Source organism: Paenarthrobacter sp. PAE-2, assembly GCF_026013155.1.
In the GTDB taxonomy this organism is placed as follows: Bacteria; Actinomycetota; Actinomycetes; order Actinomycetales; family Micrococcaceae; genus Arthrobacter; species Arthrobacter ureafaciens.
Genome location: NZ_JAPDNV010000005.1, coordinates 1 through 26,988 on the forward strand (window position 1 = coordinate 1; position 26,988 = coordinate 26,988).

27 protein-coding genes are annotated in these 26,988 nt (G+C 64.8%); 7 read left to right on the forward strand and 20 right to left on the reverse strand.

Annotated features, from left to right (window positions below):
• Window positions 1–402: 402 nt before the first annotated feature.
• From OCL88_RS04030 to ftsH, 11 genes are all read right to left on the reverse strand, one after another.
• Entirely contained in the window at window positions 403–1,881 is a 1,479-nt protein-coding gene (locus tag OCL88_RS04030; protein ID WP_264961714.1) for a DHA2 family efflux MFS transporter permease subunit, read from the reverse strand.
• Window positions 1,882–1,983: 102 nt separating this feature from the next.
• Window positions 1,984–2,886, reverse strand: coding sequence for a pantoate--beta-alanine ligase (panC, locus tag OCL88_RS04035; protein WP_264961715.1), 903 nt, complete (start codon window positions 2,884–2,886; stop codon window positions 1,984–1,986).
• A 5-nt stretch (window positions 2,887–2,891) separates the two neighbouring features.
• The gene (locus OCL88_RS04040) at window positions 2,892–3,818 is read right to left on the reverse strand and encodes a Rossmann-like and DUF2520 domain-containing protein (protein ID WP_264961716.1); all 927 of its coding nucleotides are present in this window, start codon (window positions 3,816–3,818) and stop codon (window positions 2,892–2,894) included.
• On the reverse strand, window positions 3,811–5,352 hold the full coding sequence (locus OCL88_RS04045) for a PH domain-containing protein (protein ID WP_264961717.1): 1,542 nt from the start codon (window positions 5,350–5,352) through the stop codon (window positions 3,811–3,813). The genes OCL88_RS04040 and OCL88_RS04045 overlap by 8 nt, the downstream gene beginning before the upstream one ends.
• Window positions 5,349–5,861 carry a PH domain-containing protein gene (locus tag OCL88_RS04050; protein WP_264961718.1) on the reverse strand — a complete coding sequence of 171 codons (513 nt, stop codon included), beginning with the start codon at window positions 5,859–5,861 and terminating at the stop codon, window positions 5,349–5,351. Before OCL88_RS04050 ends, OCL88_RS04045 begins: the two co-directional genes overlap by 4 nt.
• Entirely contained in the window at window positions 5,842–6,366 is a 525-nt protein-coding gene (locus tag OCL88_RS04055) for a DUF3180 domain-containing protein (RefSeq protein ID WP_264961719.1), read from the reverse strand. The genes OCL88_RS04050 and OCL88_RS04055 overlap by 20 nt, the downstream gene beginning before the upstream one ends.
• A gap of 3 nt (window positions 6,367–6,369) precedes the next feature.
• Window positions 6,370–6,909: a 2-amino-4-hydroxy-6-hydroxymethyldihydropteridine diphosphokinase gene (folK, locus tag OCL88_RS04060; RefSeq protein WP_264961720.1), complete on the reverse strand. Its 540-nt coding sequence runs from the start codon at window positions 6,907–6,909 to the stop codon at window positions 6,370–6,372.
• Window positions 6,906–7,265: a dihydroneopterin aldolase gene (gene folB / locus OCL88_RS04065; RefSeq protein ID WP_264961721.1), complete on the reverse strand. Its 360-nt coding sequence runs from the start codon at window positions 7,263–7,265 to the stop codon at window positions 6,906–6,908. The genes folK and folB overlap by 4 nt, the downstream gene beginning before the upstream one ends.
• 11 nt (window positions 7,266–7,276) lie before the next feature.
• Window positions 7,277–8,182, reverse strand: coding sequence for a dihydropteroate synthase (gene folP, locus OCL88_RS04070; RefSeq protein WP_264961722.1), 906 nt, complete (start codon window positions 8,180–8,182; stop codon window positions 7,277–7,279).
• Window positions 8,183–8,189: 7 nt separating this feature from the next.
• Entirely contained in the window at window positions 8,190–8,822 is a 633-nt protein-coding gene (folE, locus tag OCL88_RS04075) for a GTP cyclohydrolase I FolE (RefSeq protein WP_264961723.1), read from the reverse strand.
• 10 nt (window positions 8,823–8,832) lie between these two features.
• Window positions 8,833–10,902: an ATP-dependent zinc metalloprotease FtsH gene (ftsH, locus tag OCL88_RS04080; protein WP_021474235.1), complete on the reverse strand. Its 2,070-nt coding sequence runs from the start codon at window positions 10,900–10,902 to the stop codon at window positions 8,833–8,835.
• A gap of 436 nt (window positions 10,903–11,338) precedes the next feature.
• On the opposite strand from ftsH, the gene OCL88_RS04085 reads away from it, so the two are divergent.
• Window positions 11,339–12,352, forward strand: coding sequence for a type IV toxin-antitoxin system AbiEi family antitoxin domain-containing protein (locus OCL88_RS04085; protein ID WP_264961724.1), 1,014 nt, complete (start codon window positions 11,339–11,341; stop codon window positions 12,350–12,352).
• Between the two features lie 191 nt (window positions 12,353–12,543).
• Here the strand turns inward: OCL88_RS04085 and hpt are convergent, their stop codons facing one another.
• From hpt to dacB, 4 genes are all read right to left on the reverse strand, one after another.
• The gene (hpt, locus tag OCL88_RS04090; protein ID WP_021474233.1) at window positions 12,544–13,095 is read right to left on the reverse strand and encodes a hypoxanthine phosphoribosyltransferase; all 552 of its coding nucleotides are present in this window, start codon (window positions 13,093–13,095) and stop codon (window positions 12,544–12,546) included.
• Between the two features lie 29 nt (window positions 13,096–13,124).
• On the reverse strand, window positions 13,125–14,183 hold the full coding sequence (tilS, locus tag OCL88_RS04095) for a tRNA lysidine(34) synthetase TilS (RefSeq protein ID WP_264961795.1): 1,059 nt from the start codon (window positions 14,181–14,183) through the stop codon (window positions 13,125–13,127).
• Window positions 14,184–14,263: 80 nt separating this feature from the next.
• On the reverse strand, window positions 14,264–15,385 hold the full coding sequence (locus tag OCL88_RS04100) for a zinc-dependent metalloprotease (RefSeq protein WP_062094544.1): 1,122 nt from the start codon (window positions 15,383–15,385) through the stop codon (window positions 14,264–14,266).
• A 97-nt stretch (window positions 15,386–15,482) separates the two neighbouring features.
• Window positions 15,483–16,928 carry a D-alanyl-D-alanine carboxypeptidase/D-alanyl-D-alanine-endopeptidase gene (dacB, locus tag OCL88_RS04105; protein WP_062094541.1) on the reverse strand — a complete coding sequence of 482 codons (1,446 nt, stop codon included), beginning with the start codon at window positions 16,926–16,928 and terminating at the stop codon, window positions 15,483–15,485.
• Between the two features lie 212 nt (window positions 16,929–17,140).
• Between dacB and OCL88_RS04110 the strand changes: the two genes are divergently transcribed.
• The 5 genes from OCL88_RS04110 to OCL88_RS04130 all read left to right on the forward strand — a co-directional run bounded on the left by OCL88_RS04110 (window position 17,141) and on the right by OCL88_RS04130 (window position 20,910).
• A complete protein-coding gene (locus OCL88_RS04110) occupies window positions 17,141–17,629 on the forward strand; it encodes an inorganic diphosphatase (RefSeq protein ID WP_021474229.1) in 489 nt (162 codons plus the stop codon).
• A gap of 246 nt (window positions 17,630–17,875) precedes the next feature.
• On the forward strand, window positions 17,876–18,856 hold the full coding sequence (locus OCL88_RS04115; RefSeq protein WP_062094537.1) for a hypothetical protein: 981 nt from the start codon (window positions 17,876–17,878) through the stop codon (window positions 18,854–18,856).
• Window positions 18,853–19,623, forward strand: a complete 771-nt coding sequence (locus OCL88_RS04120; protein WP_264961725.1) for a hypothetical protein — start codon at window positions 18,853–18,855, stop codon at window positions 19,621–19,623. The genes OCL88_RS04115 and OCL88_RS04120 overlap by 4 nt, the downstream gene beginning before the upstream one ends.
• Window positions 19,620–20,201, forward strand: coding sequence for an RDD family protein (locus OCL88_RS04125; protein WP_062094533.1), 582 nt, complete (start codon window positions 19,620–19,622; stop codon window positions 20,199–20,201). The genes OCL88_RS04120 and OCL88_RS04125 overlap by 4 nt, the downstream gene beginning before the upstream one ends.
• A gap of 109 nt (window positions 20,202–20,310) precedes the next feature.
• Window positions 20,311–20,910: a MarR family transcriptional regulator gene (locus tag OCL88_RS04130; protein WP_062094525.1), complete on the forward strand. Its 600-nt coding sequence runs from the start codon at window positions 20,311–20,313 to the stop codon at window positions 20,908–20,910.
• Between the two features lie 87 nt (window positions 20,911–20,997).
• Here the strand turns inward: OCL88_RS04130 and OCL88_RS04135 are convergent, their stop codons facing one another.
• From OCL88_RS04135 to OCL88_RS04145, 3 genes are read right to left on the reverse strand one after another with little or no spacing between them, the layout of a single operon-like run.
• On the reverse strand, window positions 20,998–21,573 hold the full coding sequence (locus OCL88_RS04135) for a DUF3618 domain-containing protein (protein WP_062094523.1): 576 nt from the start codon (window positions 21,571–21,573) through the stop codon (window positions 20,998–21,000).
• Window positions 21,570–22,001: a phage holin family protein gene (locus OCL88_RS04140; protein ID WP_021474223.1), complete on the reverse strand. Its 432-nt coding sequence runs from the start codon at window positions 21,999–22,001 to the stop codon at window positions 21,570–21,572. The genes OCL88_RS04135 and OCL88_RS04140 overlap by 4 nt, the downstream gene beginning before the upstream one ends.
• Window positions 21,998–22,999, reverse strand: a complete 1,002-nt coding sequence (locus OCL88_RS04145; protein ID WP_264961726.1) for a hypothetical protein — start codon at window positions 22,997–22,999, stop codon at window positions 21,998–22,000. The genes OCL88_RS04140 and OCL88_RS04145 overlap by 4 nt, the downstream gene beginning before the upstream one ends.
• A 176-nt stretch (window positions 23,000–23,175) precedes the next feature.
• Between OCL88_RS04145 and OCL88_RS04150 the strand changes: the two genes are divergently transcribed.
• Entirely contained in the window at window positions 23,176–24,255 is a 1,080-nt protein-coding gene (locus tag OCL88_RS04150) for an FUSC family protein (protein ID WP_264961727.1), read from the forward strand.
• Between the two features lie 44 nt (window positions 24,256–24,299).
• On the opposite strand, the gene OCL88_RS04155 is transcribed toward OCL88_RS04150, so the two are convergent.
• Window positions 24,300–25,334, reverse strand: coding sequence for an NAD-dependent epimerase/dehydratase family protein (locus OCL88_RS04155; RefSeq protein ID WP_264961728.1), 1,035 nt, complete (start codon window positions 25,332–25,334; stop codon window positions 24,300–24,302).
• A gap of 14 nt (window positions 25,335–25,348) precedes the next feature.
• On the reverse strand, window positions 25,349–26,887 hold the full coding sequence (gene rfaE2, locus OCL88_RS04160) for a D-glycero-beta-D-manno-heptose 1-phosphate adenylyltransferase (protein WP_264961729.1): 1,539 nt from the start codon (window positions 26,885–26,887) through the stop codon (window positions 25,349–25,351).
• Window positions 26,888–26,988 lie beyond the last annotated feature (101 nt).

A 26,988-nucleotide genomic window follows, 5' to 3' on the forward strand; every position in this document is an offset into this window, starting at 1 on the left:
GCATCAGCGGCGGCAACTCGAATAACTTTACACACCCCCAACCCCCGAAACAAATTCAAGAGCCGTGAAGCCAGTCACACACGAAAGTCCCTCGAATTGTGAAATCAATGCCCCTTGGACCGCAATTGGAAAAACCGGGAACTGCACGTGGGAGTCCCAGCAGGAATTCCAAACTTTCGCATGCCGGCAAGAGTCGCCGGGACGTGATAGAGCAACGCCGGGAAACCAACGGGAAGTGATAGAGCAACGCCGGAAAGGGGGCGGGAAGTGATAGAGGAACGGGAGGGGTATGCGGAAGGCCGGCAACCTGGTCGGTTGTCGGCCTTCGCGGACCACGTCCCGCGGGATGTGATAGAGCAACGCCGGAAAACCGACGGGATGTGAGAGAGGGTCCGGGGTTGGTCAGTGGCCTCCGTGGGGTGCCGAGCCCTCGGTCCGTCGCATCATGGCACCCAGCACAACTGCGGCCAGGGCGATGACGGTGGCTACCAGGAATGCCGACTGCATGCCGGCAACCAGTCCCGATGATGCCGAAACCACGGCAAAGACGGACACCAGCAGCGCGGTTCCCGCAGCACCTGATACCTGCTGTGCCGTGCTCATGATGGCCGAACCGTGGGAGTACAGGTGCGGCGGCAGCGGGTTCAGGCCCGTTGTGAACGCCGGGGTGAAGAGCAGCGCGAGGCCAAGGCTGAGCAGCACATGCAATGCGATGACCCAACCGAGCGCACTTGCCTCGTCCAGGCGGGAGAACTGCCACAGTGTCAGGACCATAAGGACGGAGCCGGACAGCGTGAGCGGCAGCGGACCGACTTTGTCGAAGATCCGGCCGATGACGGGGCCCAGCAAGCCCATGGCCAGACCGCCCGGAAGCAGGGCCAAACCGGTTTGCATCGGTTCCAGGTGCAGGGTGTTCTGCAGGTAGAGCGGCAGCAGGATCACGCCGCCGAACAGTGCCATCATCGCCACGACCATGAGCAGCGTGGACACCGTGAACATCCGGAAGTTGAAGGCACGGAGGTCCAGCAGCGGTGAATCGGAGCGCTGGAGCCGCAGTTGGCGGAACACGAACAGTGCCAGGGCGAGGACGCCCACAACCAAGGCGATCACAGGGACGATGCCTGCCTCGGCGCCACCGATCTGGCTCAGTCCGTAAACCAGGCCACCGAAGGCAGGCACTGTCAGGATCACCGATGCGACATCCAGGGTGGTCTTGCCCCGCTCCCCCACGTTGGTGAGGAACTTGGCGCCGATCGCGAGGGCAGCCAACGCGACAGGCAACACGAACACGAACATGAAGCGCCACGAGAAGTGGTCAAGGATGATGCCGGAAACCGTGGGGCCCATGGCCGGGGCCACGGAGATGGCGATGCTGACGTTGCCCATCACGGCACCGCGACGGGACATCGGTACGAGCGTGAGGATGGTGGTCATCAGCAGCGGCAGCATGATGGCCGTACCGCCTGCCTGGACAATGCGCGCCAGCAACAGCACCGTGAACCCGGGAGCCAGCGCGGCCAAAAGCGTCCCGCCGCTGAACAGGCCCATTGCGAGCATGAAGGAAGCGCGGGTGCTCAACTTCTGCAGGATGAACCCGGTGGTCGGGATCACCACGGCCATTGTCAGCATGAAGCCGGTGGCCAGCCACTGAACGGTGGGTGCATTGACGTTGAGGTCGATCATGAGCCGCTGCAGGGCAACATTCATGATGGTCTCGTTGAGGATCACCACGAAGGTGGCAACCAGCAAAGTGACAATGACGGTGACCGACTCGCGGGACATCTTGCCGGACACCGGCGCCTGCGGGCTCACCGGCTCCTTGGAAGCGAGAGCGCCGGAAACAGATTCGCCGGAGGCGCCGGGCGTGACGTCGGTAGACATGAGGATCCCTCAGGTAGGAATGTGGATTCCGGCGATCGTTGCCGGTGAAGACAGCAACAGTCTAAACTCCTCCGGCATTCCCGTCAGCCGAAAATTAATGCCTCAGGAGTCCAGCGGGATGTTGTCGATCAGGCGAACAGGGCCTACCTTCGCCGCGATGATGGCAAGCCCTTCGCCGCGGAACGGCGTCTCTTTGCAGTTCTCCGCCAGCGGTTCGAGCGTGGTGGGATCGACCACGTCGAAGTAGTCCAGTTCCACCAGCGGCTGGGAATCAACAAGCGCGACGGCGGAATCCAGGTCCAGCGGTTGGTGCGCGTTGGCGCGGGACTCGATGAGGCGCAGGGCCCTGGACAGGACGAGCGCAGCTTCGCGTTCCTGGTCCGAAAGGAAACGATTGCGGCTGGACAGGGCGAGGCCGTCTTCGCTGCGGACTATCGGAACGGGCACAATCTCCACGGGGAAGTTGAGGTCGGCCACCATCCGCTTCACCAAAGCCAACTGCTGCGCGTCCTTTTGCCCGAAGTAGGCGCGGTAGGCCGCCGTCGTACCGTCTGCTGCCGGGCCGCCGGGCAGGCCGTAATGCAGCAACTTGGCGACCACCGTCAGGGCGCCGTCAAAGTGGCCTGGACGCGAAGCGCCCTCCCACTTTTCGCCCAGTGGCCCCGAGGTTACCCGCACCAGCGGCTGGCCGCCGGGGTAGACCTCGTCCACGTCCGGCGCGAACACGAGGTCCACGCCTTCTGCATCCAGCAGCGCCATGTCCGCCTCGAGCGTCCGCGGGTAGCGGTCGAGGTCTACGGCGTCGCCGAACTGCAGGGGATTGACGAAAATAGTGGCCACCACGACGTCGTTTTCGGCAACAGCGGTCCTCGCCAAGGACGCGTGGCCCGAATGCAGCGCCCCCATGGTGGGCACCAGGCCTTGCGAGTTGCCCCCCTTCTCCGCCAGGAGACGCGCGCTCTCTTTGCGGAGTTCAGCCACAGTGGTGACGAGCTTGATGGCCATGGTGTTCAGTTTCCTTCCGAAGACGAAAGCCCGTTGTGCGGTTGGGACCCGCTTTCCAACGCCTCGTTGATGTCGTTCAGTTGATCCTGCCGCAGGAGTCCACGGTTTCCGGCACGGCGCGCAGTGGCCTTGGCCATCGCCTGGTAGGCCTCGAGGACGTCGCCGCCGGCACCGGCGTCGTACTCCCTCAGCGCGTGCGCGTGCGCCGAAACGGTGCCCACGTCCCCACGGGCCACCGGCCCGGTCAGGGCGGACTCCCCTGACGCCAGTGCGTTCTCAAGGGTCGCCCGAAGCAGCGGACCGAGCATGGATTCGGGCGATTCGACGCCGATCTCCCGCAGGAGCTGCGATGCCTGCGCCACCAAGGTGACCATGTGGTTCGACGCGTGCGCCAACGCCGCGTGGTAAATGGTGCGATCCGCCTCCGCAATGGCAACAGGCTCTGCGCCCATCTCCACCACCAGGGCCTGCGCGATCGGGAGCATGGCCGCATCGGCGGTAACGCCGAAGGTGCAGTCCAAGAGCCGCGTCAGGTCCAGGCTCATGCCGGTGAACGTCATGGCCGGATGCAGTGCCAGCGGAATCGCACCTGCGGCGCGCACTGCTTGGAGGATCCCGACGCCGTACCGGCCGGAGGTGTGCGCCACCAGTTGGCCCGGTTGCCAGGCTCCCAGCTTCGCCAGGCCCTCCACCAACTCGCCGAGCGCGTCGTCCGGAACAGCCAGCACGACGAGTTCTGCCCGCTCCACGATGTCCTGGATCTCGAGGACCGGGACGCCCGGCAGCAGGGTTTCGGCCCGCTCCCGGCTCGCCTCCGACACAGCGGAAACCCCGACGACGGCGTGCTCGGCAGCGCGCAAAGCGGCGCCCAGGACGGCACCCACCTTGCCGGCGCCTATGATCCCGACGCCGAGTCGTCCTGGCCTAGCCATAGTGGCGGTCCTCCTGGTTTGCGGTGGTGGGAGTAGATTCCGGATGTTCTTCCAGAGTGGGCACTGGCGGGGGCGTGGCAGGTCCGCGCTGCAAGGCCAACTCGGCCAGCCATTGCTCGCTGGTCTGGCGTTTCCTGGCCTCGCGGGCACGTGCGGCTTGTTCGTCGAACAGTTCCACTGCTTCCCGGACCCCCGCTTGGTACAGCCGCGGGGCGACCGGGCCGGCAGTGGTGTGCAGGACAAGATCAGTGACGCCGAACCATCGCGCCAGCGGCCCCTGCTGCAGGGCCATCGACTGCGTGCGTTGGTGCGGTACCAGGACCAATGCACGCCACCAGCGACCGGAGCGGAGCAGGAGGGCTGTTCGGGTGGCCAGGTATCCGTTGCGGCGCCAACCGAGGGGTGCCAGCAGGCGGGCCCGTCTGGGTGTGGTGACAAAGCCGTCAGAACTGCCCGAAAGTGGTGAAAGGCCTTCCAAGCCGGCCGTGAAAACACGTTGGGGGTCATCGACGCCGGGGTCCGGGAGGACCAGCGAGAGCATCATCATGACGTCGGCCTTCATGCCAACAGGAAGGAGCGTGGTCCGGGCCGCGTTCTCGTTACCCGGGGTTCCGCCATAACCGGCAACGTTGACGTGCATGCGATACCACCCGAAAAGGCGCCACAACGGCGGCTGGGTGATCTTCAGGGCCTGGATCCGCCCCGGCGGCACGGTCTGCGCCTGGGTGTCGAGGAGTCCGTACCGGAGCCGGATGCCGTCCGGAGAGATCGCGGCCGTGAAGTTGTAACCCTTGTTGAAGGAACTCCAATACGTGGCCGCGATACCCACGATCGCAGGGATCAGGGCGAGGAAAATAGTGCTGTTCTCCGTCAGGACCGACACTGTGATCGACGCGGCCGCTGCAAGGATGATGCCCACGGTCTGCTCACTGAACAGCAGGGCTCCAATGAGCCTCCCCGGGGGGAGCGACAACACATGTTGCTCAGGTGCTTCGGGTATTTCCTCCACGGTCTCCGGGCCGGTTACGACGCCCGCGGCGCGCGCCAGGATGGCCGCCCGCAGTTGCTTGGCCTGGGCGAGCGGAAGGTAAGCCAGCCGGACTGCCGACTCCCCGGCGTCGGCCACCTCGAACTTGAGTTCAGCGAGGCCAAAAATGCGGGCCAACAGCGGCTGCACAATGTCGATCGCCTGGACGCGGTCCAACCGTGCCTGGCGTTGCTGCTTGAAAAGGAAGCCGGTATTGACGCGAACATACCCTTCGGCAACCTGGTAGCGGGTGAAGTACCAACTCAGAATGAACCCGCCCACAGCCAGCAGGAGGACGATGCCACCGCCGGCCAACAACCACAGCACCCTGCCGTTGAGGGGGTCCACAATGTCCCGGCCCTGCAGCACACGCTCGAAGGCGTCCCTTCCGAAGAAGTAGAGGACGGCCGCCAACGCAACCCAGCCACGTACGAACGGTGACGCAGGATGGACCCGCCGCCAGTCGCCGTCGACGGCTTTGCCGGGAAGGGCCACGTCCGGGCTCACAGCCCGGCCAGCCTGGCTTCTCCGCGGGCAGAGAGTTGCTCCCGCAGCCGCGCGCCCTCGGCGGCGGGCAGTCCGGGCAGGTACGCGTTGGTTCCCGGCGAGGCCGTGTGGAGTTTCAGCGTGCACAGCCCGAGGCTCCGCTCCACCGGGCCTACCGCAACGTCCACATATTGCATCCGGCCGTACGGGACAACCATGGTGCGCTGGAAGAAAATGCCCCGGCGGATGAGGAGGTCGTCATCCCGCTCGGCGTAGCCGATGGCCCTGACCTGGCGCGGAATCAGCACCAAGCGCCACAGAGCCAGAACCAACATCGCCGCCGGAACGGCGATGGCAAGCCAGACCGGAGGCCATCGCCACCAACCCAGCCGCACAAAGACCAGCGGCAAGCTCAGAAGGCCGATCATGATGACGTTCCCCAGCGCCCACTCCACCAAACGGACGGTCACGTACTTCGGCGAGACCCGCAACCACTCAATACCGGGAGGATCAATCGGCTCGGTAGGCATACTCACCCTCCCCCTTGGTCTCGCCCCGGCGCTTTTCCTGCCCGCCGGGCGCTCCACCTTCAAGATCCTCGGGCGGTATGCGGCAGAACCTCTCCACCACGAGCCCGACAACGACCATCACCACGCCGCCGCCGCCCATCAGCAAGGCGTTCCAGAGAATGCCCTCGCCAGTCCGCAGGGTTCCGATCCGCAGCAGGTCCAAGGCGATTCCGGCATGCCAGCCCAGCAAAAGCGTGCCTGCATAAGCACAGGCCTGGGCAAGGATGAGGGTCCGTGCGGCCATGATGGGGTCCAGCATGGCTTTTTTCTTGCCGTTCCTCCACCGCAGCACGCGAATACCCATGACCAGCGTCAGCAACGCAATCACGCCCATGGTTACCAGCGCGGACTCCGGCAGCACCGGCGTAGGCATGCTGAAGCGGTTGGTCGCCGACGTTGCCAGCCAGCCCACCAGGGCGGCGGCGACGGCGATGACCACCAGGATCAACGGGCGCATGGCTTTCATAGGCTACTCAACAGCCCCCTTGGCGGGAACGCCGGCAGTATCGCCGAAGCCGTCAAAACCGCGGATGTCCGGCATGTCATGCGCGACGGCGGCCAGTTCGGCAACGCTGCGACCGTTCAGTTTGGCGTTCGGATCCAGCAAAGACCATGGGTAAAGGACGAAGGCACGCTCCGCAGCCCGGGGATGGGGCAGCGTGAGGACGGGGTCGTCACTGATCAGGTCTCCGTAGGCAATGATGTCCACGTCCAAAGTCCGGGGACCCCAGCGGACTTCCCTCGTCCTGTGATGTTTCTGCTCCACCTGGTGGCAGTGTTCCAGCAACTCCACAGGTCCCAGCGTGGTCTCGACCGCCATGACCATGTTGAGGAAATCGGGCTGCCCCTCAGGGCCGCCAACAGGCTTGGTCTGCACAACCGGGGAGACGCCAAGCAAGCGCACCTCCGGAGGGTCCACCAGATCCGCGACGGCGGTGGTGAGGGTGTCGTTGCGCTCCCCCAGGTTGCTGCCCAGCGCCAGGATCACTTTGGTGTAGCCGGCGGTCATGTCCGCTCCCGATGCACGCTGACAGCGACGTCCCCGAACGGCACCTCAATGGGCGCCTTCGGCTTATGAACCGTCACGTCGACGGCGGACACACCGTAGTTGGCCAGGATGTCCTCCGCGATCCGCACGGCGAGGCCCTCAATCAGGTTCAACGGCTCACCCTCGATGTGCCTGGTGATGAGCCCGGCCACCTCGCCGTAATGCGCTGTGAACTGCAGATCATCCGTCTCGGCGGCCTTGGTGAAGTCCGTGTAAAGCACCGCATCCACAACGAACGGCTGGCCCTCACGGCGTTCGAAGTCGAACACTCCATGGTGGCCGACGGCGGTGACACCGGTCAGCGTGATCCTGTCCACAGCGTCTCCGATCAGCGCGCGATGCGCGCGGCGACCTTGACCGCATCAAGGCTTGGTCCGACGTCGTGCACCCGCACCGCCCAAGCGCCCTTGGCGGCGCTCAAGGCAGTAATGGCGGCCGTTGCGGCGTCCCGCTCGTGCGGGGCTGCGGCCTTGCCGGCGACTGTCAGCAGCGAACCGAGGAAGCGCTTGCGGGAAGCAGCCACCATGACTTTGTGGCCCAGCTCGAACAGCCTGTCCACGTTCTTCAGGAGCTCCCAGTTCTGGGCCTCGTTCTTGGAGAAGCCGATGCCCGGATCCACGATCACCTGCTCCGGCGACACTCCAGCCGCATACAGCTTGTCCCGGACACCCTTCAGTTCGGCAATGACCTCTTCCGTCACGTCGTTGTAGTCCGTGAGGCTGTCCATGGTGCGGGCGTCCCCGCGGCGGTGCGTGAGGATGTAGGGAACCTTGGTACGGGCCACCAGCTCGGGCATGCCCTCTTCGATGGTGAGGCCGGAAACGTCATTGATGATCGCCGCCCCGGCTTCGATGGCGGCAGCGGCCGTGGACGTGTGCATCGTGTCAATGCTGACCAAGGCACCGGCCTTGACCAGTGCTTCCACTACGGGAATGACGCGGCGCTGCTCCGCCGCCGGGTCAACGGGTTCGGCGCCGGAACGCGTCGACTCCCCGCCGACGTCGATGATGTCAGCCCCGGCGTAGAACATCCGGAGGCCCAGGGCGATCGCGGAATCGGCCGTGGGGTGCTTGCCGCCGTCGCTGAACGAATCCGGGGTCACATTCAGAATTCCCATGACCAAGGTCCGGTCCGTCGGGAGATCAGCGAACCTGGCCGCCGGCCGCGGCTTGCGGAGAATCGGCAACGGGCTTGTGGCCGGGCCGGTTCCGGGTGCTGCTGCGAGGGAATCCATATATTGCTTACCTTCCGAGTATGAGGCTCATGGCCTCGGCGCGGGTGGCCGGGTCATGGAGCTGACCGCGCACCGCACTGGTGACGGTCTTTGCGCCGGGCTTGCGAATGCCGCGCATGGACATGCACATGTGTTCACATTCGACGACGACGATCGCCCCGCGCGGGTTGAGGTGCTCAACCAGCGCCTCAACGATCTGCGTGGTGAGGCGCTCCTGCACCTGCGGGCGGCGGGCGTAGATATCCACGAGCCGGGCGAGCTTGCTGAGGCCGGTCACCTTACCGTCATGGGACGGAATGTAACCGACGTGGGCCACGCCATGGAACGGAACGAGGTGGTGCTCGCACGTCGAGTAGAAGGGGATGTCCTTGACGAGGACAAGCTCTTCATGGTCGAGATCGAACGTTGTGGACAGGACATCCACGGGGTCATGGTGAAGGCCCGCGAAGACCTCGGCGTAGGCCTTGGCCACGCGCTTCGGCGTGTCCTTGAGGCCCCCGCGATCGGGGTCTTCGCCAATGGCAAGCAGGATCTCACGAACCGCTGCTTCAATGCGGGGGCGGTCCACTTTGTGGCCCCCCTTGGAGTCGCCGGCTGGGCCGTGGGCGGCGGCGAAGTCTTCGTCGTCGAAATGAGTCACGTCAGAAAGCTTAGCCGTGAAGCGGAGAGTCGTTGCCGCCGTCGGGTCCCGGTGCATGGAAGGTTTCCTGGCTGCTGACACCCTGGGCGTGCGGAGCAACGGTGTCCAGCGGCTCATCCAGGCGAGCCTTCTTCGCTTCCTCCTGGGCCTCCCGCTCGGCCCGCTCCGCGCGGGTTTCCACCGGCGGGATTGTCTGGACGGGGCGGGACTCCTTGGACAGCCAGATCTCGCGGAAATCGCGCTTGCGCACGTCACGGAAGATGTCGGCAATCTCTGCTTGGTTCAGGGTTTCTCGCTCAAGCAATTCGAGGGCGAGACGGTCCAGGATGTCGCGGTTTTCAGTGAGGATGGCGTAAGCCTCGTCGTGCGCCTGGTCGATGAGGCGGCGCACTTCCTCGTCCACCACATAGGCAATCTGGTCTGAGAAGTTACGTTCCTGCGCGGCATCGCGACCGAGGAAAGGCTCGCCGCCGCCCTGGCCCAGCTTCACGGCACCAACACGCTCGCTCATGCCGTACTGGGTGACCATCTTGCGGGCCGTGGACGTTGCCTTCTCGATGTCATTGGAAGCGCCGGTGGAAGGATCATGGAACACGATCTCTTCGGCCACGCGGCCACCCATGGCATAGGCCATCTGGTCCAGCAGTTCGTTACGGGTCACCGAGTACTTGTCGTCATCGGGGACCACCATGGTGTAGCCAAGGGCACGGCCGCGCGGAAGGATGGTGATCTTCGTGACCGGAGCCGAGTTCCGCAGGGCAGCAGCCACCAACGCGTGGCCACCCTCGTGATAAGCGGTGATCTTGCGCTCAAGTTCCTTCATGACGCGGCTGCGCTTCTGCGGGCCGGCCATGACACGGTCGATTGCCTCATCAAGTGCGCGATCATCAATAAGGTTGGCGTTGGAGCGGGCAGTCAGCAGGGCGGCCTCGTTGAGGACGTTGGCGAGGTCTGCGCCGGTGTAGCCCGGGGTTTTCTTCGCAACGGCCCGCAGGTCGATGCCCTGGGCCATGGGCTTGCCTTTGGCGTGCACATTCAGGATCTGCTCGCGGCCCACGAGGTCCGGGGCTTCGACTGTGATCTGGCGGTCAAAGCGGCCCGGGCGCAGCAGCGCGGGGTCCAGCACGTCCGGGCGGTTGGTGGCTGCGATCAGGATGACGTTCGTCTTGACGTCGAAGCCGTCCATTTCAACCAGCAACTGGTTCAAAGTCTGCTCGCGTTCGTCATTACCGCCGCCGATGCCGGCACCACGGTGACGTCCAACGGCGTCGATCTCATCCACGAAGATGATGGCCGGCGAGCTGGCCTTCGCCTGCTCGAAAAGGTCGCGGACACGGGACGCGCCGACGCCTACGAACATCTCGACGAAGTCCGAACCGGAGATGGAGAAGAACGGAACGCCTGCCTCGCCGGCGACAGCACGGGCCAGCAGGGTCTTACCAGTACCAGGAGGGCCGTACAGCAGCACACCCTTGGGGATCTTGGCGCCAACGGCCTGGAACTTGGCGGGCTCTTGGAGGAATTCCTTGATTTCCTGGAGTTCTTCCACGGCCTCGTCGGCACCGGCAACGTCGGCAAACGTCACCTGCGGCATGTCCTTGTTGACCAGCTTGGCCTTGGACTTGCCGAACTGCATCACCTTGGATCCGCCGCCCTGCATGCGGGAGAGCAGGAACCAGAACAGGACACCCAGCAGCAGCACCGGGATAAGGAGGGAGAACAGGCCGGAGAACCAATTGTTCTCGACTGGCTGGTCCGTGAAGCCCTTGTCCGGGTTGGCGTTGGTGACGGCCTTGACGACATCCGGACCACGGTCCGTGACGTAGAAGAACTGGACGTTCTTGCCCTTGTCCTGGCCGTCGATGTTCAGGTTGTCCTTGAGCACCAGGTCGACGCGGTTCTCGGCGTCGAAGATTTTGGCCTGCTCCACCTTGCCGCCCTGGGCGAGGAGTTCAAGACCGTCCTTGGTGTCAATCCTCGTAGAGCCGCCGGGAGCCAAAGTTGCGAATGCCACCAGGAGCAAGCCAACGACGACAACAATCCAGATGCCCGGGCCCTTGAAGAAATTCTTAGCTTTCATCTGATCGGGGTTGTGCCCCGTCCCTCCTGGTAGTGCTGCAACGCGCAACCTCTGCGCGCAATGGTGCTGCTTCAGTTTCTAGCTATACACCGTTCCCCGTAATTCACGCACTGGAAAGCACAAAAGTTCCCTCTGGGCGTACAGCCGCGCGCCTGGTTTCCGCCGTTGGAGCCGCGGCCGGCTCGCGCCACCGTTCACGGGCCACCGCGCCCCTACGCGCCAAATGCCCCCGGTGTTGCGGGTGCGCGAGGTGGAAACGGATGCGATGACCACGCCGAAAGGGTGCGCGGGGCGGAAGCGGATGCGGCGTTCCCTTGATTTAGTACGGACTCCGGTTTCGGGCGATACGCATTTGGCGACCCCGATCGAGTGAATTGTCCACATACAGGTCATCAGGCCTGTCTATGGGCCCGGACCGGCCAGCACCGTTAACCGCATGCCTTCCTCAAAACTGATCTTCAGCTCTGACGCCACCCGGATCGGGCAAGACCCGCGTCTTCTTGCCAAGCGGGCGCAGCGGGGTGAGCTCATACGTGTGCGAAGAGGAGCCTATGTTCCGGCAGGGATCTGGTCTGCCCTTAACGAGCGCCAACGGCACGGAGTGTTAGCCGCGGCTTTGGTCCACACCACCCTCAAATCTCCGGTGTTCACTATGAAAACGGCAGGACTTCTGTGGGGACTGGGTGTAGTTGGGGTTCCACGGCAACTACAGACGCTTACCGATGATCCTCGCGGGGGACGATCCAAGAACGGAGTCCACCGGACACTGGGGTCCCTCGATCAGGGTGTCTGCCAACTCGGCGGATTCCAGGTCACGGATAAGGTCCGCACAACAGTTGAACTAGCAGGCAAACTGAATTTTGGTGAGGCTTTGGCCGTGGTCGACTCGAGCCGCCGGGATTTATCAGTTCGGACGGGTCAATATCCTTGGTCCGGGCTGACTGCTCCATCCCCGGCTGACGCTGCGGACTGGGACAAGGAAAGCCCTTGGGGTGCGGCACTCCAACTCGAAGCCCTTGAGGACGCGGTGTCGAATATTGCAACCGCATCCCGGCGGCGACGTGCTTCAAAGATCATCGAGTTCTCGGCCGCCGACTCAGAGTCCCCCGGTGAGTCCATCAGTCGGGCAAACATGATTCTTCAGGGTTTTCCGATGCCCCGGCTTCAGGCCACCTTCACTTTGAAGAATGGAAGGACCGCGCGGACCGACTTCTGGTGGCCCGAGTTGGATTTGGTTGGAGAATTTGATGGCCAAGGGAAGTACTTGCGGAGCGAACTGCGCGGCGGCAAGACGATCCAGCAGGTAGTCATGGATGAAAAGGCCCGCGAAAACGCATTGCGTGCACTCGGTTTGACCGTCATCCGCTGGGATTGGGGAGAGATGATGAACCCGAGGGCATTCGCCAACATCCTCACAGACGGCGGATTGTGGTCAAGCCGCACCCCTTGAGCACACACACCGCACCCCTTCGCGCCGCATGCGCCCGGTGTTACGGGTGCGTGCCGCGGAAAGGGGTGCGGCGGTGAAAGCACGCCCGCGGAAACGGGTGCGTGCCGCGGAAACGGGTGCGCGTGGCGGAAACGGGTGCGCGTGGCGGGAACGGGTGCGGCGGTGACCGGTGACCGTAAGCGGGAAGCGGCTTACTCGTAAACGTGCGGAGCCAGCGTGCCCACGAAGTCCAGGTTGCGGTACTTCTCGGCGTAGTCGAGACCGTAGCCGACCACGAATTCGTTGGGGATGTCGTACCCGACGTACTTGACATCGATCTCCACCTTGGCGGCGGCCGGCTTGCGGAACGCCGTGCAGATCTCGACGCTGGCCGTGCCGCGGGATTCGAGGTTGGACTTCAACCAGGAAAGGGTCAGACCGGAGTCGATGATGTCCTCGACAATCAGGACGTCCTTGCCCATGAGGTCGGTGTCGAGGTCCTTGAGGATACGGACAACACCGGAAGACTGGGTACCCGAACCATAGGAAGACACTGCCATCCAGTCCATGCTGACGTGGCTGTGCAGGGCCCGGGCGAGGTCGGCCATCACCATGACGGCACCCTTGAGGACCCCGACCATCAGGATGTCGCGGCCCTCGTAGTCCTTGTCGATCTGGGCCGCCAGCTCAGCGATGCGGGATTGGATCTGCTCTTTGGTGTAAAGAACGTGCTTGAGATCTGCCTGGACGTCGTTTGAATCCACCAATGGCTCCTGTTAAATGCTCGGTGCGGCTACTGTTGGGACGATTTGTGATGCCGGAATACTAGCTTCCCACAGCGCGTGGCTTCCCGGGGAACGCCGTCGGGGGTTCCGGCGCCTGCAGAAGCATCCGCAGTGGCCCGTTCCTGCTCCAGATCGCTGAGGGAAAGCCGGTACACGCTCACGTGGCCGGGAAGTTCAACGGGCCCTGCCGAACCCTTCCTGCGGAGCAGCGCTTCCGCGGCTTGAAGGCGCCCGTAGCCGGGTTGTTGGCCTCCGACGTCGGCCGCTGCCTTCGCGATAACGCGGAACCGGAGCGCGGGAGGCAGGTCCCGGACGGCATCTTCAGGCAGCCAGGCACCGTCGGAAGTCTTTTGCACGAGCGAGAGATACGTCTCGCTGGCAAGTTCCTCAAGGAAATCGGCGTCCTGCTGCAGGATTGCCGCGGTACGGGCCAGGGATTCGGCGACGCCGGGTCCCAGTTTCTCCTCAAGAACCGGCATGACTTCCACACGGGTCCGGGACCTGGCGAACGACGGATCAGAGTTGGTGGGATCATGCCAGGGTTCGAGTTCCTCGACCGCGCAGATTTCCAAGGTCTCGGCCCGTCGAAGGCCCAGAAAGGGGCGCAGCAAACGGCCGCGCGCCGGGCGCATGCCGGCCAACGACCGCGTGCCGGAACCACGGGCGAGCCCGAGGAGCACCTGTTCGGCCTGGTCGTCCAGGGTGTGGCCCAGCAGGATCGCTTCACAGCCAAGGTCATCTGCTGCAGCGTTGAGCGCAGCATGCCGGGCGTCGCGGGCCGCCGCTTCCGGTCCGAAGCCGGTGGACGCCACCTGCACTGTCCGCACTTCAACGGAAGAAAGACCCAGTTCGCGCAATGCCGCCGCCGCCTTCGCGGCAACCTCCGCAGACCCAGGTTGCAGTTGATGGTCAACAACGACGCCGGCCACGGACACCGGGTGCCCGTCAACGTGGCCGCGGCGTGCAAAGTAGGCGGCCACAGCGGCCAACGCCATGGAATCCGGCCCACCACTGCAGGCCACGAGTAACCGCGACGGGTATCCGGCGTCGGCCAAGGCGTCCTGCAACAACCTGCGCGCTTTGCCGACGACCGGAGCCAAACGGCCGGGCCGGCGTCGTCCTTTACCCGGCAGGACAGCAGGTGAACTCAAAGCCCCATCCGCTCAAGCCAGAGCTTGGAGTCATGGATTTCTTCTTCCGTGGGCAGGTTCCCGGCGTGTTCCCAGACCTTGTTGAAGCCGTCCATTCCGGCCACATCCACCACGCCGCGGACAAACTTGGCGCCGTCGGTGTACTGGCGCATCTTGGCATCGAGGCCAAGGATGTTGCGGATGAACTTCTCGATGATCCCGCGGTCCTTGCCGCGATCGTTGAACCGCTGGCGAATGGTCTTCACGGACGGAACGATGCTGGAATCGACGGCGTCCATGACCACGTTCGCGTGGCCCTCGAGCAGACTCATGACGGCCGTGATGTGCGAGATCGCTGCTTTTTCCTCGGGGTCCTGGAGCAGGTCCAGGATGGCACCGCGGCCGGGAACGTTGCCCGAAGCCGTGCGGTCCTTGAGCGACTTGGCCACTGCACTGGCCCGTTCCACCAAGGAATCCATGTTCCCCAGCAGGTGCGTGCTGAGCTTCTCGATCTCCTCCAGCATGTGATGACGCAGCCACGGCGCCGCGGCGAACTGCACGCGGTGTGTCTGCTCATGCAGGCAGACCCACAGGCGGAAGTCGTCAGGGTGGACATTCAGTTCGCGTTCCACGGAGATGATGTTCGGCGCCACAAGGAGGAGGCGTCCACCCGGCGGCACGTTGGAACCGGGCGCCATGGCGGCAAAGGGATCGTACTGGCCAAGGACCTTGCTGGACAGGAAGGCGAGGATGGCACCGAGTTGGCTTCCCGTGATGGCGCCGCTGGCGTTGGCCGCCGCGGGGCTCATGGACGACCCGTGCCGGTGTTCCAGCATCTTCTGCAGGGCCGGCTGCAGCATGACGGAGAAACTTTGGGTGTTCGCCTTCGACCAAGACGCCCGGTCCACCACCAAAACATGGGAGTCGCGGAGGTCCCGCGCCGCGTCGAGACCCGTGATGTCATGGACATGCGGCACGGAGACATCGGCGTTGAACCGGAGGTTCTCCACGGCTTTGCCGATCTCCCCGGCACTGAGCGCCGGGCCTGGAGGGGCCAGCCGGGCGGCCGTGGAGGCAGCCAGGTCCCAATTGATCAGGGAAGGTGTCCCTGCTGACGAATCACGGGCGGAAGTCACCATAGGGTCCATCACACCACACCTGGCTGACAGCCAGCGCTTAAGTTCGCTCCACGCGGAGCTTCAAGCCCCCACCAAAGGCCCAGCAAGAGCAAACCCCTCAGCGGCAACCGCACGAAGCCAACACCGACGCCGAACGGTCCATAGCCACCTTGTTCCCTGCAGCCCCCGGCTCCAGCCCATTGCCAATGAAGGAGAAGACCAGGAGCCGGCCGTCGGCGTCCACCACGTAGCCGCTGAGGGCGATCACCGTATTGAGGGTGCCCGTCTTGGCCCTGACCAGCCCGGCACCTTCGGCCGTGCCCGCGTCGATGTACCTGTCATCCAGCGTGCCCGTCAGCCCCGCGACGGGAAAGCCGTCAAGGGCCGCCCGCAACGAAAGCTCGGAACCGCTGGTGATGGCCCGGACCACCTCGGCAAACTGCCGTGCGCTGACCTTGTTCTCCAAGGCAAGGCCGGACACATCGGCCAACTCCATCGAATCCGTGGTGATTCCCAACTCCCCCAGCCGTTGCCGCACGGCCGCGGTGGCGCCGTCGTACGTTGGTTCCTGCCGGGAGGCGGCGGCAGTCAGGCGGCCCAACGCTTCGGCGAGGAAGTTGTCCGAGACTTCCAGCATCAGGTCCACTTGCTCGCTGACCGTGGCTGATTCCGCGCTGGCCAGCACTTTTCCGGGAACCCCTTTTCCGCGTTCGACGCCGGGCGCCACCTTGACGCCCGCAGCCGCCAGTTGCTCGGCAAACGCCTGGGCTGTGGTGGCGGCGGAGTCCTGCGGCCGCGGCCCGGTGGTGACGGTGGGTGAATACCGTCCGGAGTTGAGCGCCAGCGGATAGAGGGGCGCCGTTTCACCCGCGGCGACGTCGTCCAGGCTCCATGCGGGGTTCAACGCGGGACCGGAAAACAGGGAGTCGTCCACCTTCACGGTCACGGGTCCCGTCACCTTGGAAGCTGCCAAGGCCGAGGCGGTATCCGCGGCCAGCGACGCCAGCCCCGCCCGTCCCATGACGGCGGAGGGATCAGATTCGCCGGCACCCAGCAGGACATCCCCGCCACCGGTGAGCACCACGGTGGCGGGATCGCCGGCACCCACTACGCGGGTGGTCAGTCGGGTGTCCGGGCCCAAGGCTTTCAAAGCAGCGACGGCGGTCAACAACTTCATGTTCGACGCCGGGATCCGGTTGGCGTCCGCCTGCCGGTCAAAAAGGACCTCGCCGGTGGCGGCATCGAGCACTACGCCCGTCATGGATCCCTCGCCGTCGGGCTTCAGCGTGGCCTCCAGGAGACGTGTGAGCTCAGCCCTGGTGGGTTTGGGGGCGTCCTTGTCCAAGGGGAGAACAGCTTTTGTGGTGGCCAGGCTGGTGGGTTGCTGTTGCCACGCGGGAACAGGGGGCGGCGGTTTGGGCGCATTCCAGAGCCCGGGTGCGAGTCCGGACCCGATCAGCACTGCGGCACACAACAGGACGACGGCCAACAGCATGGGCCATTTAAGGCGCCCCCACGCCGCGGACAGTCCCCTGCGGGCAGCCCCGTTTTCAACGCCCTTCATGCAGTTGCTTGGTCCTGTCAGTCTTGAAATGTCCCCCGCCGGTTCAAGAAACCCGGGTGTCTCCCTATATCCTCAATAGTAGTCGGCGGCGTCGGCTGTACTTTTGCCTGCCGCCAGCCCTGGACTGAGCAGACTGCCTGGGGGCTGCCGGTTTTCGGCGGTCTCCGTTACAGGCGAAGCCAGCCCCACCCACACCCGTCAAGGAGCATTCCATGAAGCACGACGTGACCATCGAGATCCCCAAGGGATCGCGCGTCAAGTACGAAGTCGACCACGAAACCGGCCGTGTCCGCCTGGACCGCGTGCTGTTCACCTCCATGCAGTACCCCACGCACTACGGCTTCTTCGAGAACACGCTGGGCGAAGACGGCGACCCGCTGGACGCACTGGTGCTCCTGCAGGACTTCGACCTCCACCCGGGCGTCATCGTTGAATCCCGCCCGATCGGCGTCTTCAACATGACGGACGACGGCGGCGGAGACGCCAAGGTTCTCTGCGTTCCCGCGGACGCACGCTTCGACCACATCCAGGAAGTCAGCGACGTCAACGAATTCCTGATCAAGGAAATCGAGCACTTCTTCACCCGCTACAAGGACCTCGAGCCGGGCAAGTGGGTCAAGGCCGAGGGTTGGGGCGACCGTGCCGCCGCCGAAGCCGAGCTTGAGGCTTCCATCAAGCGTTTCGCAGCAGAAGGCCACTAGTCCTTCCCCATGTAGGTCGCAGCAGTGCACGTTTTGAGGCTTCTAAACGCGCACAGCTGCGACTCAGTTGGGTTGCGACGGCGGGCGGTGCGGTTCTGAAGGGGACCCCACCACCCGCCGTCGTACTTTAAGCGCTGCCCTTTAAGCGCTGCCGCGATGGGCACCGCTCCCCATCGCAGCGCTTGCCCGCCCCGCCTAGGGTGGGACGAGACTCTCATCGACTCATGCAACAAAAAGGGGTTCCACATGGCCGGGTTCTATGGCGCCGACATTGCGCAGCTTCGCAGTCTGGCCGGCGTGATGGGTAAAGCGGCGGACACGATCACCATGCAAAGCGCCCAGCTGTCCAACGCCATCAACTCGGCCACGGCCTGGCAGGGCCGTGACGCCACCATGTTCAAGAACGACTGGAACAGCCAGCACCGGCAGAGCCTGGTCAAGGCCGCCACCATGCTCCGGGACAACGCGAGCCTGCTGAAGAAGAACGCCAACCAGCAGGAATTCGCCAGCAACAACGACGGATCCCGGAGTTCCGTGGGTGTCCTCAGTGACGTCTACGGCACCGGGATGGGCGTCAAGGACCTCGCGGCCCAGCTCTGGACTGCCTACAAATACGGAAACCTGGGCCACGCCGAATGGGTCAAGACCCGCGAGGTGCTCACCAACTGGCGTGCCGGGGGCACCGTCATCAAGGACGCGTTGACCGCACTGCGCAACGGGGAAAAGGTCACCGACGTCATCACGGACCTCAAAGCCAACATTCCCTTCAGCCAGGCTTTCCAGGATGCCAGCCGCCTCTCGAAGGGCCTCCGGGTGGCAGGCGCCCTCGCGGCCCCGCTCAATATTGTTGGCGGCATCAGCGACATGATCAGTCCCGAGCACAACGGCTGGCGCGGCACAGGCGACCGTGTTGCCGGCGGTCTCTCCGTGGTGGGCGGCGTCGGCAGCGTCATGCTGATGACCGCGGGTGGCGCGGCCTTGCTGGGACCGGTGGGCGCCCCGATCGTGATCGGGGCGGGCGTCGTTGCCGGGGCCTGGGCACTGGGCAACCTGGTGGCCGACAACTGGTCCTCCATCACCAATTTCGCCCGCAATCCGGGCAGCTACCTTGCCGACGGCGCCAGGGAAGTGGGCAATTTCGCCAAGGACGTAGGCAGTAAGGTGGCAGACGGGGTTAGTGATGCCGCCAAGTCAGTCGGAAAGTTTGTTGGAGGGATATTCGGATGACAAGCACCACCATGAAATGGACCGCCAGGGACATCGAAGCGGCAGCGAAAGTCCTTGCCTCGGCCACCTCGGAGGGAGCTGCCCTGCCCACGCTGACGGACGAGGAAGTAGTGGCCCTCGATGGGGTGCAGCACGAGCAGATTGTGGCGCTCCCTTGGCTGAGCTCGCAGGACGCCAGCAAGGATCTCATGTGCGCGGTGGCCTTGCGCGGGCTGCTCGCCAAGGAACTGGTGTACCCGGTGGTCTTCGAAGGCGAGACCGAACCTTCGCGCCTGCACGCCACTGAGGACATCACAGGCGCCCTCACCCTGCGCCGCAGCGGTAACAGCGTGGTCTCCGTGGAGCGCACCGTTTCCACCGGAAAGCGCTGGCTGTATGGCTACGTGCACGACGACGGCGTCCTTATCGAGGAAGTGGACGAGGGCGGGCTGCACGGCTTCACGGTTGTCACCCGTGATCAGCTGGTACCCCGCCTCGCGGAGTTCGTCGACCCCAAGAACGCAGCCCGGCAGGACACTGAAGCCACCGTCTACACGGAGGCAAAGTTCGAGGAGTACGCTGCAACCGCCCTCGCTGACACCGAGGCAGCCAGCAACATTGTGGCCTTCAATACCGGGTCCAACGACTTCCCCACCATCACCGTGTACACGGGTCCGTCCGGTGTCCACGTCCTGACTCCACAGGTGGAGGGCGACGCAGTCTCGCTCGAAATCAAGGAAACGTCGGCGGCCGGCCTGGCCGGCATCCTGGGCGGCCTCGCCGCATGAGCAATTCGACGTCGCAGACCGCCACCGGACTCGTGGACGCGGCCAACGGCCGGCAGGTCCGCCGCCACACCGAGTCCGGCGCCTTGTACGTCAAAGCCTCCGGTGCCGCCCATTTCTGGGGCCGGGTGCTGGACGCGTTGGTGTTCGTGGCGGGCTACTGCGTCATCGCCGTGATGGTGGCGGTCGCCAGGAATGCCATGATGAACAGCGGCTCACTGCTTGCCTTCAACGACGGTTTCTGGCTCGCGCTCTACGTCGTCCTGTGGTTCGTCGGGCTGTTCGTTTACGGCATGATCTGGGGAACGTCGGGCAGCGTCGGGGACGCCGCAGCGGGTATGCGTTCGGTGCGCATCAAGAACGGCACGACGGCGGGAGCCTGGTTGGGCGGTTGGCGCGCGGTTTGCTGGTCCTTCTTCCCGTTCTACTTGTTCATGATGATCGCTTCTGCGCTGAGCGGCGGTTCCGGCGACACTTGGGATCCGAAATTCGTGGCAATCGACCGCCGCTCGGGCCTGGCACAGGGACAGCAGCCGATCGCCGATCCAAAGGCGGCACCAGCCAACCAAGCCGGGCAATAACCGGAACGTCCGCCCGCCGTCGTACTTTTCAGCCAAACCGCACCGGACCGGGTAACACTGAATCCGCAGCCTTGCGGAGCAGCTACCAGCCGGTAGCATGTGATCCACTATGTTCACGCTGACCATCAACCAACGCGACAGTCGACGCGACGGCGATCTGGTGCCGAAGCTCCTGAAGGACCTGCGGCACATACCGGCGCTCATCGACTTTGACCGTTCGGTTGAGGATGAAGTGCAAGGCATCGTCGACTCGAGCCACCAAGCCGTTGAATCGGCCCTGATAGCCCTGCGCAGCGGGCAGTGGTACGTGGGAATCGGCGTTGGACCCATCAATGAACCCCTGCCGAACCTGGTGAAGGATGCCTCCGGCCACGGCCTGGTGTACGCCCGGCGGGCTGTTGAACGCCTCCGGTATGGAAAAGAGCGCGTGCCGGTAGCGGTCGACGGACCGTATGCGGACCAAGCCGCGGAAGCCGAGGCTGTGCTCCGGCTGCTCGGACATATAGTGCAGGAACGCAGCGTGGCGGAGTGGCGGGTGCTGGACCTGTTGACGCCGGGCGTTCGGGGGCAGCAGAAGGCCGTGGCTCAGGAACTGGGCATCAGCACGCAGGCCGTGAGCAGGGCCGTGGCGCGGGCGCAGTGGGCCGAGGAGCATGCAGCCCGCCCGGCCGCGGCCCGGTTACTGCAGCTGATTCTCGAGGTGCGCTGAGGTTTAAACCCAAACTGAGTCGCAGCTCTGCGCGTTATGGACGTTCTAAACGCGCGGAGCTGCGACTCAGTTGGGTGAGGCGGGCAGTTACTGGTTGCCCAGGTTGTCCTTCGCGGTAGTGGCACGGTCCTGGACATCGGCGGCCGCAGCCTGGCCTTCGTCCCTGACGTGACCGGCAGCCTCGGCGGCGGTTTCCTTGACGTTCTGCACAGCCTCGGTAGCCGGTTCCTTGAGGTGTTCGGCGACTTCCTGGGCGGCGTGGCTCAGCTCGTCGGTCAAGGGCTGCGCGGCTTCCTTCACAGCCTGGGCGGCTTCCTTCTCCTTCTCCGACGGCGGGAACAGAGCCGAAACGAGGAGACCCGCACCGAAGGCGATCAAGCCGGCTGCCACAGGGCTGCCCTGGGCTTTCCGCGTGATGGCCTGCGGCGCGTCACCGATATCGGAAACCACACCGGAAACGGCGTCGTGAGCCTGGTGCGCGGCATTGCCCGCAGCATCCTGGACATCGTCGCGGGCGCCGAACACGGCCGTCTTGATCCGGTCAACACGCCGGTTGACGATGTGCGAGGGAGTGACCTTATCCGCCACGGCGTCAACGTTGGTGCTGAGCCGCCTGCGGGTTTGTTCGATGTCGGCGCGCAGGGCGTCGGGATTCTGCGTCATCGTGTCTCCTCAGTGTTCGGTTTGAAGGTTGGAGGTATTTCCTTGACTGTCTCAGCGGTACGCGGCATGCCGTTGATGGTCTTCAGTTCCTTCCGGCCGATGCTGGCCAGCACTGCCGCGACGATGCCCCAAATAACGGCAACGATCACGGCCGACCATCCCAGGCCAACAAGCTGGCCCAGGGCCCACCACAAGGCGAGGGAAAGGAACACGACGGCGAGGTGCCCGGCCCATGCGGCTCCGGCCAGCATGCCGGCGCCCTTCCCTGCCTTGGTGGCCGACTCTTTGAGCTCGGCCTTGGCGAGTTCGACTTCCTGGCGCATCAACGTGGAGACGTCGCGCGTCAGGTCGCCCAGCAATTCCCCGAGGGGTACGGTTTCCGCTTTGAGGTGGGCTTCCGTGGGAGGCAGGTCAGCGGGACTGGTCATCGGGAACCTCCATAGGAGGGGTCATCGGGATCCAGCGGTCCGGCCAGCGGGTCACCCTGCGCCTTGGTTCCACCATCGGTTTCCGGGTAGGCGGCCGTGGAGCCCTCCAGCCCACCGGTAGTTCCGGCGTCGTAACCACCGGCTCCGTAGCCGGCTGCTCCTGCAGCTCCGCCGGCAGCCGTAACTCCGGCGGTGGTGCCGTAGCCCGTGGTGGGCGTGGTGCCGTAGCTTGCCGTGGTGGCATCCGGACCCGGGAGGTCGACGGCGGGTGGCGGCACTGCGCCGCCGGAGCTCGGGTAGTACTCGGCCCTGGGTGCGGAAGTGGCAGTGGCCCCGGTGCTTTCAGCGGAGGCGTTGTCTGCCATGCCCCGTCCCAGACGGCCGGCAAGGACACCGGCTCCGGCTGCGAGCAGGAGGAAGGCACCCGGCCGGCGGCGGGCGAAGCTCTTGACTTCGTTCAGCAAGGATCCGGGATCGCGGTTCTCCAGCCACTGGGCAACCGATGATGAACGGTCGGCGGCTTGCTGGACGAGGTCCGCGGCCACACCGCCGTTGTTCGACGCACCTGCCATGGTGGACAGTTCATCGGAGATGGACCGCAGCCCTTCGGCGACGCGCTGCTGCTGCGTAGCGGCTTGGTCGGTCAACTCGCCCTTGGTCTGCGTCAGCAGTTGGCGGGCGTTGAGTTTGACTTCCTGGGCCACGTTCGCGGCCTCGCCCTTGGCGGTATCAACCACGCCACCGGCGGCGTCCTTGGCTGTACTGGCCACACCTGCAGCTTCCTGCTTGGCGGCATCAACAGTGCCGGACCCCGAGTTATCAACAGTGCCGGATCCCGACGCGCCGCCCTGGTATCCGGCCGTCCTGGTGGTGGCGGTGTCGGCCTCGGTTTCAACTGGCGAGTCCAGGTAGCTTCCGGAGTAAGGTTCGGTCCCGGCGGGGACCCCGTTTCGAGGCGCCGCGAAGCTTCCGTCCTGCGGCGATTGGCTCTCAGTCATTGTCGCTCTCTTTCCACAGTTGGCAGGCTGCGGACAGCAGCCGGGATAGTAAGTATCGTTACTATCAATGGGGTGTGTACCCGCTGTCCGGGGATTCAATCGCACCAATCAAAAAACATTTGCTCTCCTTTAGCGCCGGTTCGACACACCATGCAAGACCTGCGAATCTTGGGAAGATGCGCCTTATCCCCAACAGGCGACGGCTGATCTCCGCGCTCCGAAGGACTTTTACCCGCCACAGATTGCTGTTTGCCGCCAAAACCGCCCTCGCTGCAGGACTGGCGTGGTACCTGGCCCCCTTCATGCCCGGACCGGCTGCCGCCTACCCTTACTACGCACCGCTGGGTGCCTTGGTGAGCATGCACCCGACGGTGGCCGACTCCGCCAAGCACGGGTTCCAGAGTTTGCTGGGACTGTCCCTGGGCATCGGCATGGCGTTTGCGGTGACCACCTTCGCCGACCCCTCCAGTTTCTCCGTGGCACTGGTGATCGGCCTCGGCGTGCTCATTGGCGGCCTCCCCCGGCTGGGCACGGCTTCCGAGTGGATTCCCATGGCCGCGCTCTTTGTGCTGTTACTGGGTGATTCCAACGCGGAGAGTTTCTCCTTCGGATACGTCCTCCAGATGGCCCTGGGCGTAGCGGTCGGATTGACAGTGAACTGGCTGATCATCCCCCCGTTGCACCTGGAACAGGTAGACCCTGCCTTGGAAGGGCACCGGAACGCACTGTCCCGCCAGCTGAGGGACATGGCACAGGCGATGCAGGAATCGTGGCCGCCTAACCATGAGGCCTGGGCCAGCCGCAGCGACCTGCTGGACACAACTGCAGCGGGAGTGCGGACTGCGGTGTACCAAGCGGAACTGAGCGCGAAAGCGAATCCCAGGTCCCGCCGTCGTGCCACCCGCCTCCCCCAGGACCTTGCCGGCTTGCGGACCGTGGAGAGGCTGACCTTCCACGTACAGGACATCACCGACGTGCTGCAAAGCGTGATCTGGGAAGAAGGCGCCGGGACCGTCATCCCGGACAGCGTACTCAGCAACCTCTCCGAAGCGCTCGAATCAGTAGCTGACGTGATCGACCGGTGGCGCAGTGACGAAGAGCTCGAACTCGAACCCGCTTTGGCCGAAGCGCGGGACTGCGTGGCCGCGCTGGGCGATGCCATCAACGAGGCAGCAGCGGGTCAGGCATCCGTGAACGCGGCAGCATCGGTGGCCATGAGCCTCCGGCGCATGATCACCGTGCTGTCATCCAGGTAGCGCCCGAACAAGTCGCTCCCGAACGCCACCGGCAGCAATACGGGTTAACGGGGCGTCAACGGCGGAGAAGCTTTCCGGCCTTTCCCCGCGCCCAGTCCGTCGACGATCTCGGTCAATGCCTCCAACGACGATTTGTGGGGCATCCACCCCAAAAGGGTCCGCGCACGGCTTGTGTCCATGATCGGCGCGCCCGCCGCCATGTCCACCCACCCGGGGTCGGTCACCTGCATCCGCAGCCGCCATGTAGCGCTGACGATGGCGCGCAGCAACGACACCGGGATGGGCAGGTGGCGCCGGGCATGGAGGATCCATGCGAGCGCATTGGGATCCAGCACGGGTTCGGCTGCGATGTTGAAGGCCCCTTCGGCACGTTCCCTGAGGACCCGCCAATAAGCGTCGGCCACATCATCTGCGTGCACGGCCTGGAAGATCAGGTCCTTGGGGACGGGAAGGACGGGGAGCCAGGGCCGGCGGGGAATCAGCCGCGGGAGGACCCTGCCCAGGAAATAGCGTCCTATTTCGCTGCCGGCTTCCGAGGTGAAGATCAACCCCGGCCGCAGCCGAGCAACCACCACATCCGGGTTTGCCTTGGCGAAGTTGTTCAGGAGCCTCTCCTGCGCGGCTTTGTCCACACTGTAGTGGGAGCCCTTGATTCCCCCGGCAGGCCAGCCTTCTTTGGTTCTCTGGTCCTTCGGCGCCGGTGAGTAGGCCCCCACGGAGGAGGCGCACACGACGTGCCCCACCCCTGCCTTGCGGGCAGCACCCAGGACGTGGGCAGTACCCGCCACGTTGGTGCGTCGCAGAAGCTTGCGGTTATGGTTTGGCTGGATCGCCCAAGCCAGGTGCACCACGGCGTCCGCCCCGGCCATGACCTTGTCCAATGCCTCACGGTCGCGGTGGTGTCCGATGTCCAAACTGTGCCACTCGACTCCCTTAAAGGGCGCGGCTTCCAGATCGGGTTGCCGCCGGGCAATGCCTACCAGCTGGAGGTCGGCACCCTCCTGGGACCGGGCCTTCTGGAGCCGCTTCAGCAGGGCGGTGCCCGCGTTTCCCGTAGCTCCGGTGATGACGATTCGCATGGACCCTCTTTCCGTCAGCTGGTGGTTTCGCCTGTGGAGCGGATGCGTTGCAGGACGGCCGTTGTGGAGTGTTCCGGCACGTAATCCAGAATAGTCACCGTTCCTCCGTAGCTTTCCACAGCAGCTGTTTCGGCGAGCATTTCCGGCGTGTAGTCGCCGCCTTTGGCGTAGACGTCCGGTTTCAGGAGTTCGATCAGCGGGATGGGCGTGGGGGTGTCGAACACGGTGACGTGGTCCACGCAGCTCAGCGCAGCGATGACGGCGGCACGGTCGGCCTCGTGGTTGACGGGACGGTCCGGTCCTTTCAATTGCCGGACCGAGGAGTCGCTGTTGAGGGCCACCACCAGCACGTCACCGAGTTGCTTGGCTTGGTTGAGGTAGCGGGTATGGCCACGGTGCAGGACATCGAAGCAACCATTGGTGAGGACGATCCGCCGCCCTTCCTGCCGGTGCGCCTCCACCTGCTTGGCCAACTCGGTTGCAGTCAGCGCGGTGTCCGCGAACTCCCGGAGATGGTGGGCCAGTTCTTCGGTGCTGCACACGGATGTGCCGGGCCGGTGGACCACAACGTCGGCGGCTGCTTGGGCAAGGTCAACGCTGGTGGTCAGGGGCAGCCCGGCTGCCCGCGCCAGGCTCAGCGCGGCAACAAAGGTGTCCCCGGCGCCGGAGGCCTGCTTCTCCGCTTCCGGCCGCGCCCACGTGCGGTGGATTGCCACCTCTCCGTTGCTGTCGTGGCGCACGGTCAGCGTGCCGTCCCGGTCCAGGGTTACGACGACGGCGGCCGCACCGGAGGCGGCCATGAGCTGGGCAGCGTGGCCCTCCACGAAGGGGCACCGCGCAGCACCACCGGGCAGCTCAACGCCGAGCAGCAGGGCAGCTTCCTGGGCGTTCGGGGTGGCCAGGTCCGGTGCCAGCTCCGCCCACTGTTCGGGGTGGTGGGCATCCACCACCACCAAAGGACTGCCGCTCCCTGCGGGTTTCTGCCTTCCCGGTGATCCGGGATCCAGTTCCCGCTGCAGCGCTTCGCGGACCGGACCAACCAGTGCGCCTGCGCCGTAGTCGCAGAGGATCACCGCGTCCGAACCCGCCAATGCTCCTGGGATGAGGGCCGCCAGCTCCAGCAATCCGTCCTCAGGCACTGACGCCGATTCATCGTCCAGCCGAAGCATGACCTGGCCGCCGCTGCTGACGCGGTTCTTGGTGGTGGTGGTCATGCCCGGGTGCGACAGGACGCCGTCCACATCGATCCCGGCGGCTGCGAGCCGTTGCCGGAGCTGCCGGCCGGCTGTGTCCTCGCCGACCATGGAAACAAATCGAACACGGGCACCCAAGGCAGCCAGGTTCATGGCCGTGTTCGCTGCGCCGCCTGGAGCGTAGTCACGGCGCTTTACCTGCACCACGGGAGCGGGCGCTTCCCGGCAAAAACGCTCAATCAGCCCGTCCCACCAGCCATCCAGGATGGCGTCGCCGATGACGGTGATAACGGGTTCTTCTTCGGCCAGGCGGCCTGGCAACCATTCGGCCAGACCTTCTTGATTGGAGAGGCGTGCCATGGGGTACCTTCCGGTTGAGGCGGCAAGTTCCTGCTCTCCCTCAGGTACCCAACGGCCCGCCCTTCACACACCTGCACAGCAGTTTTCCGCACCGGGTCCGC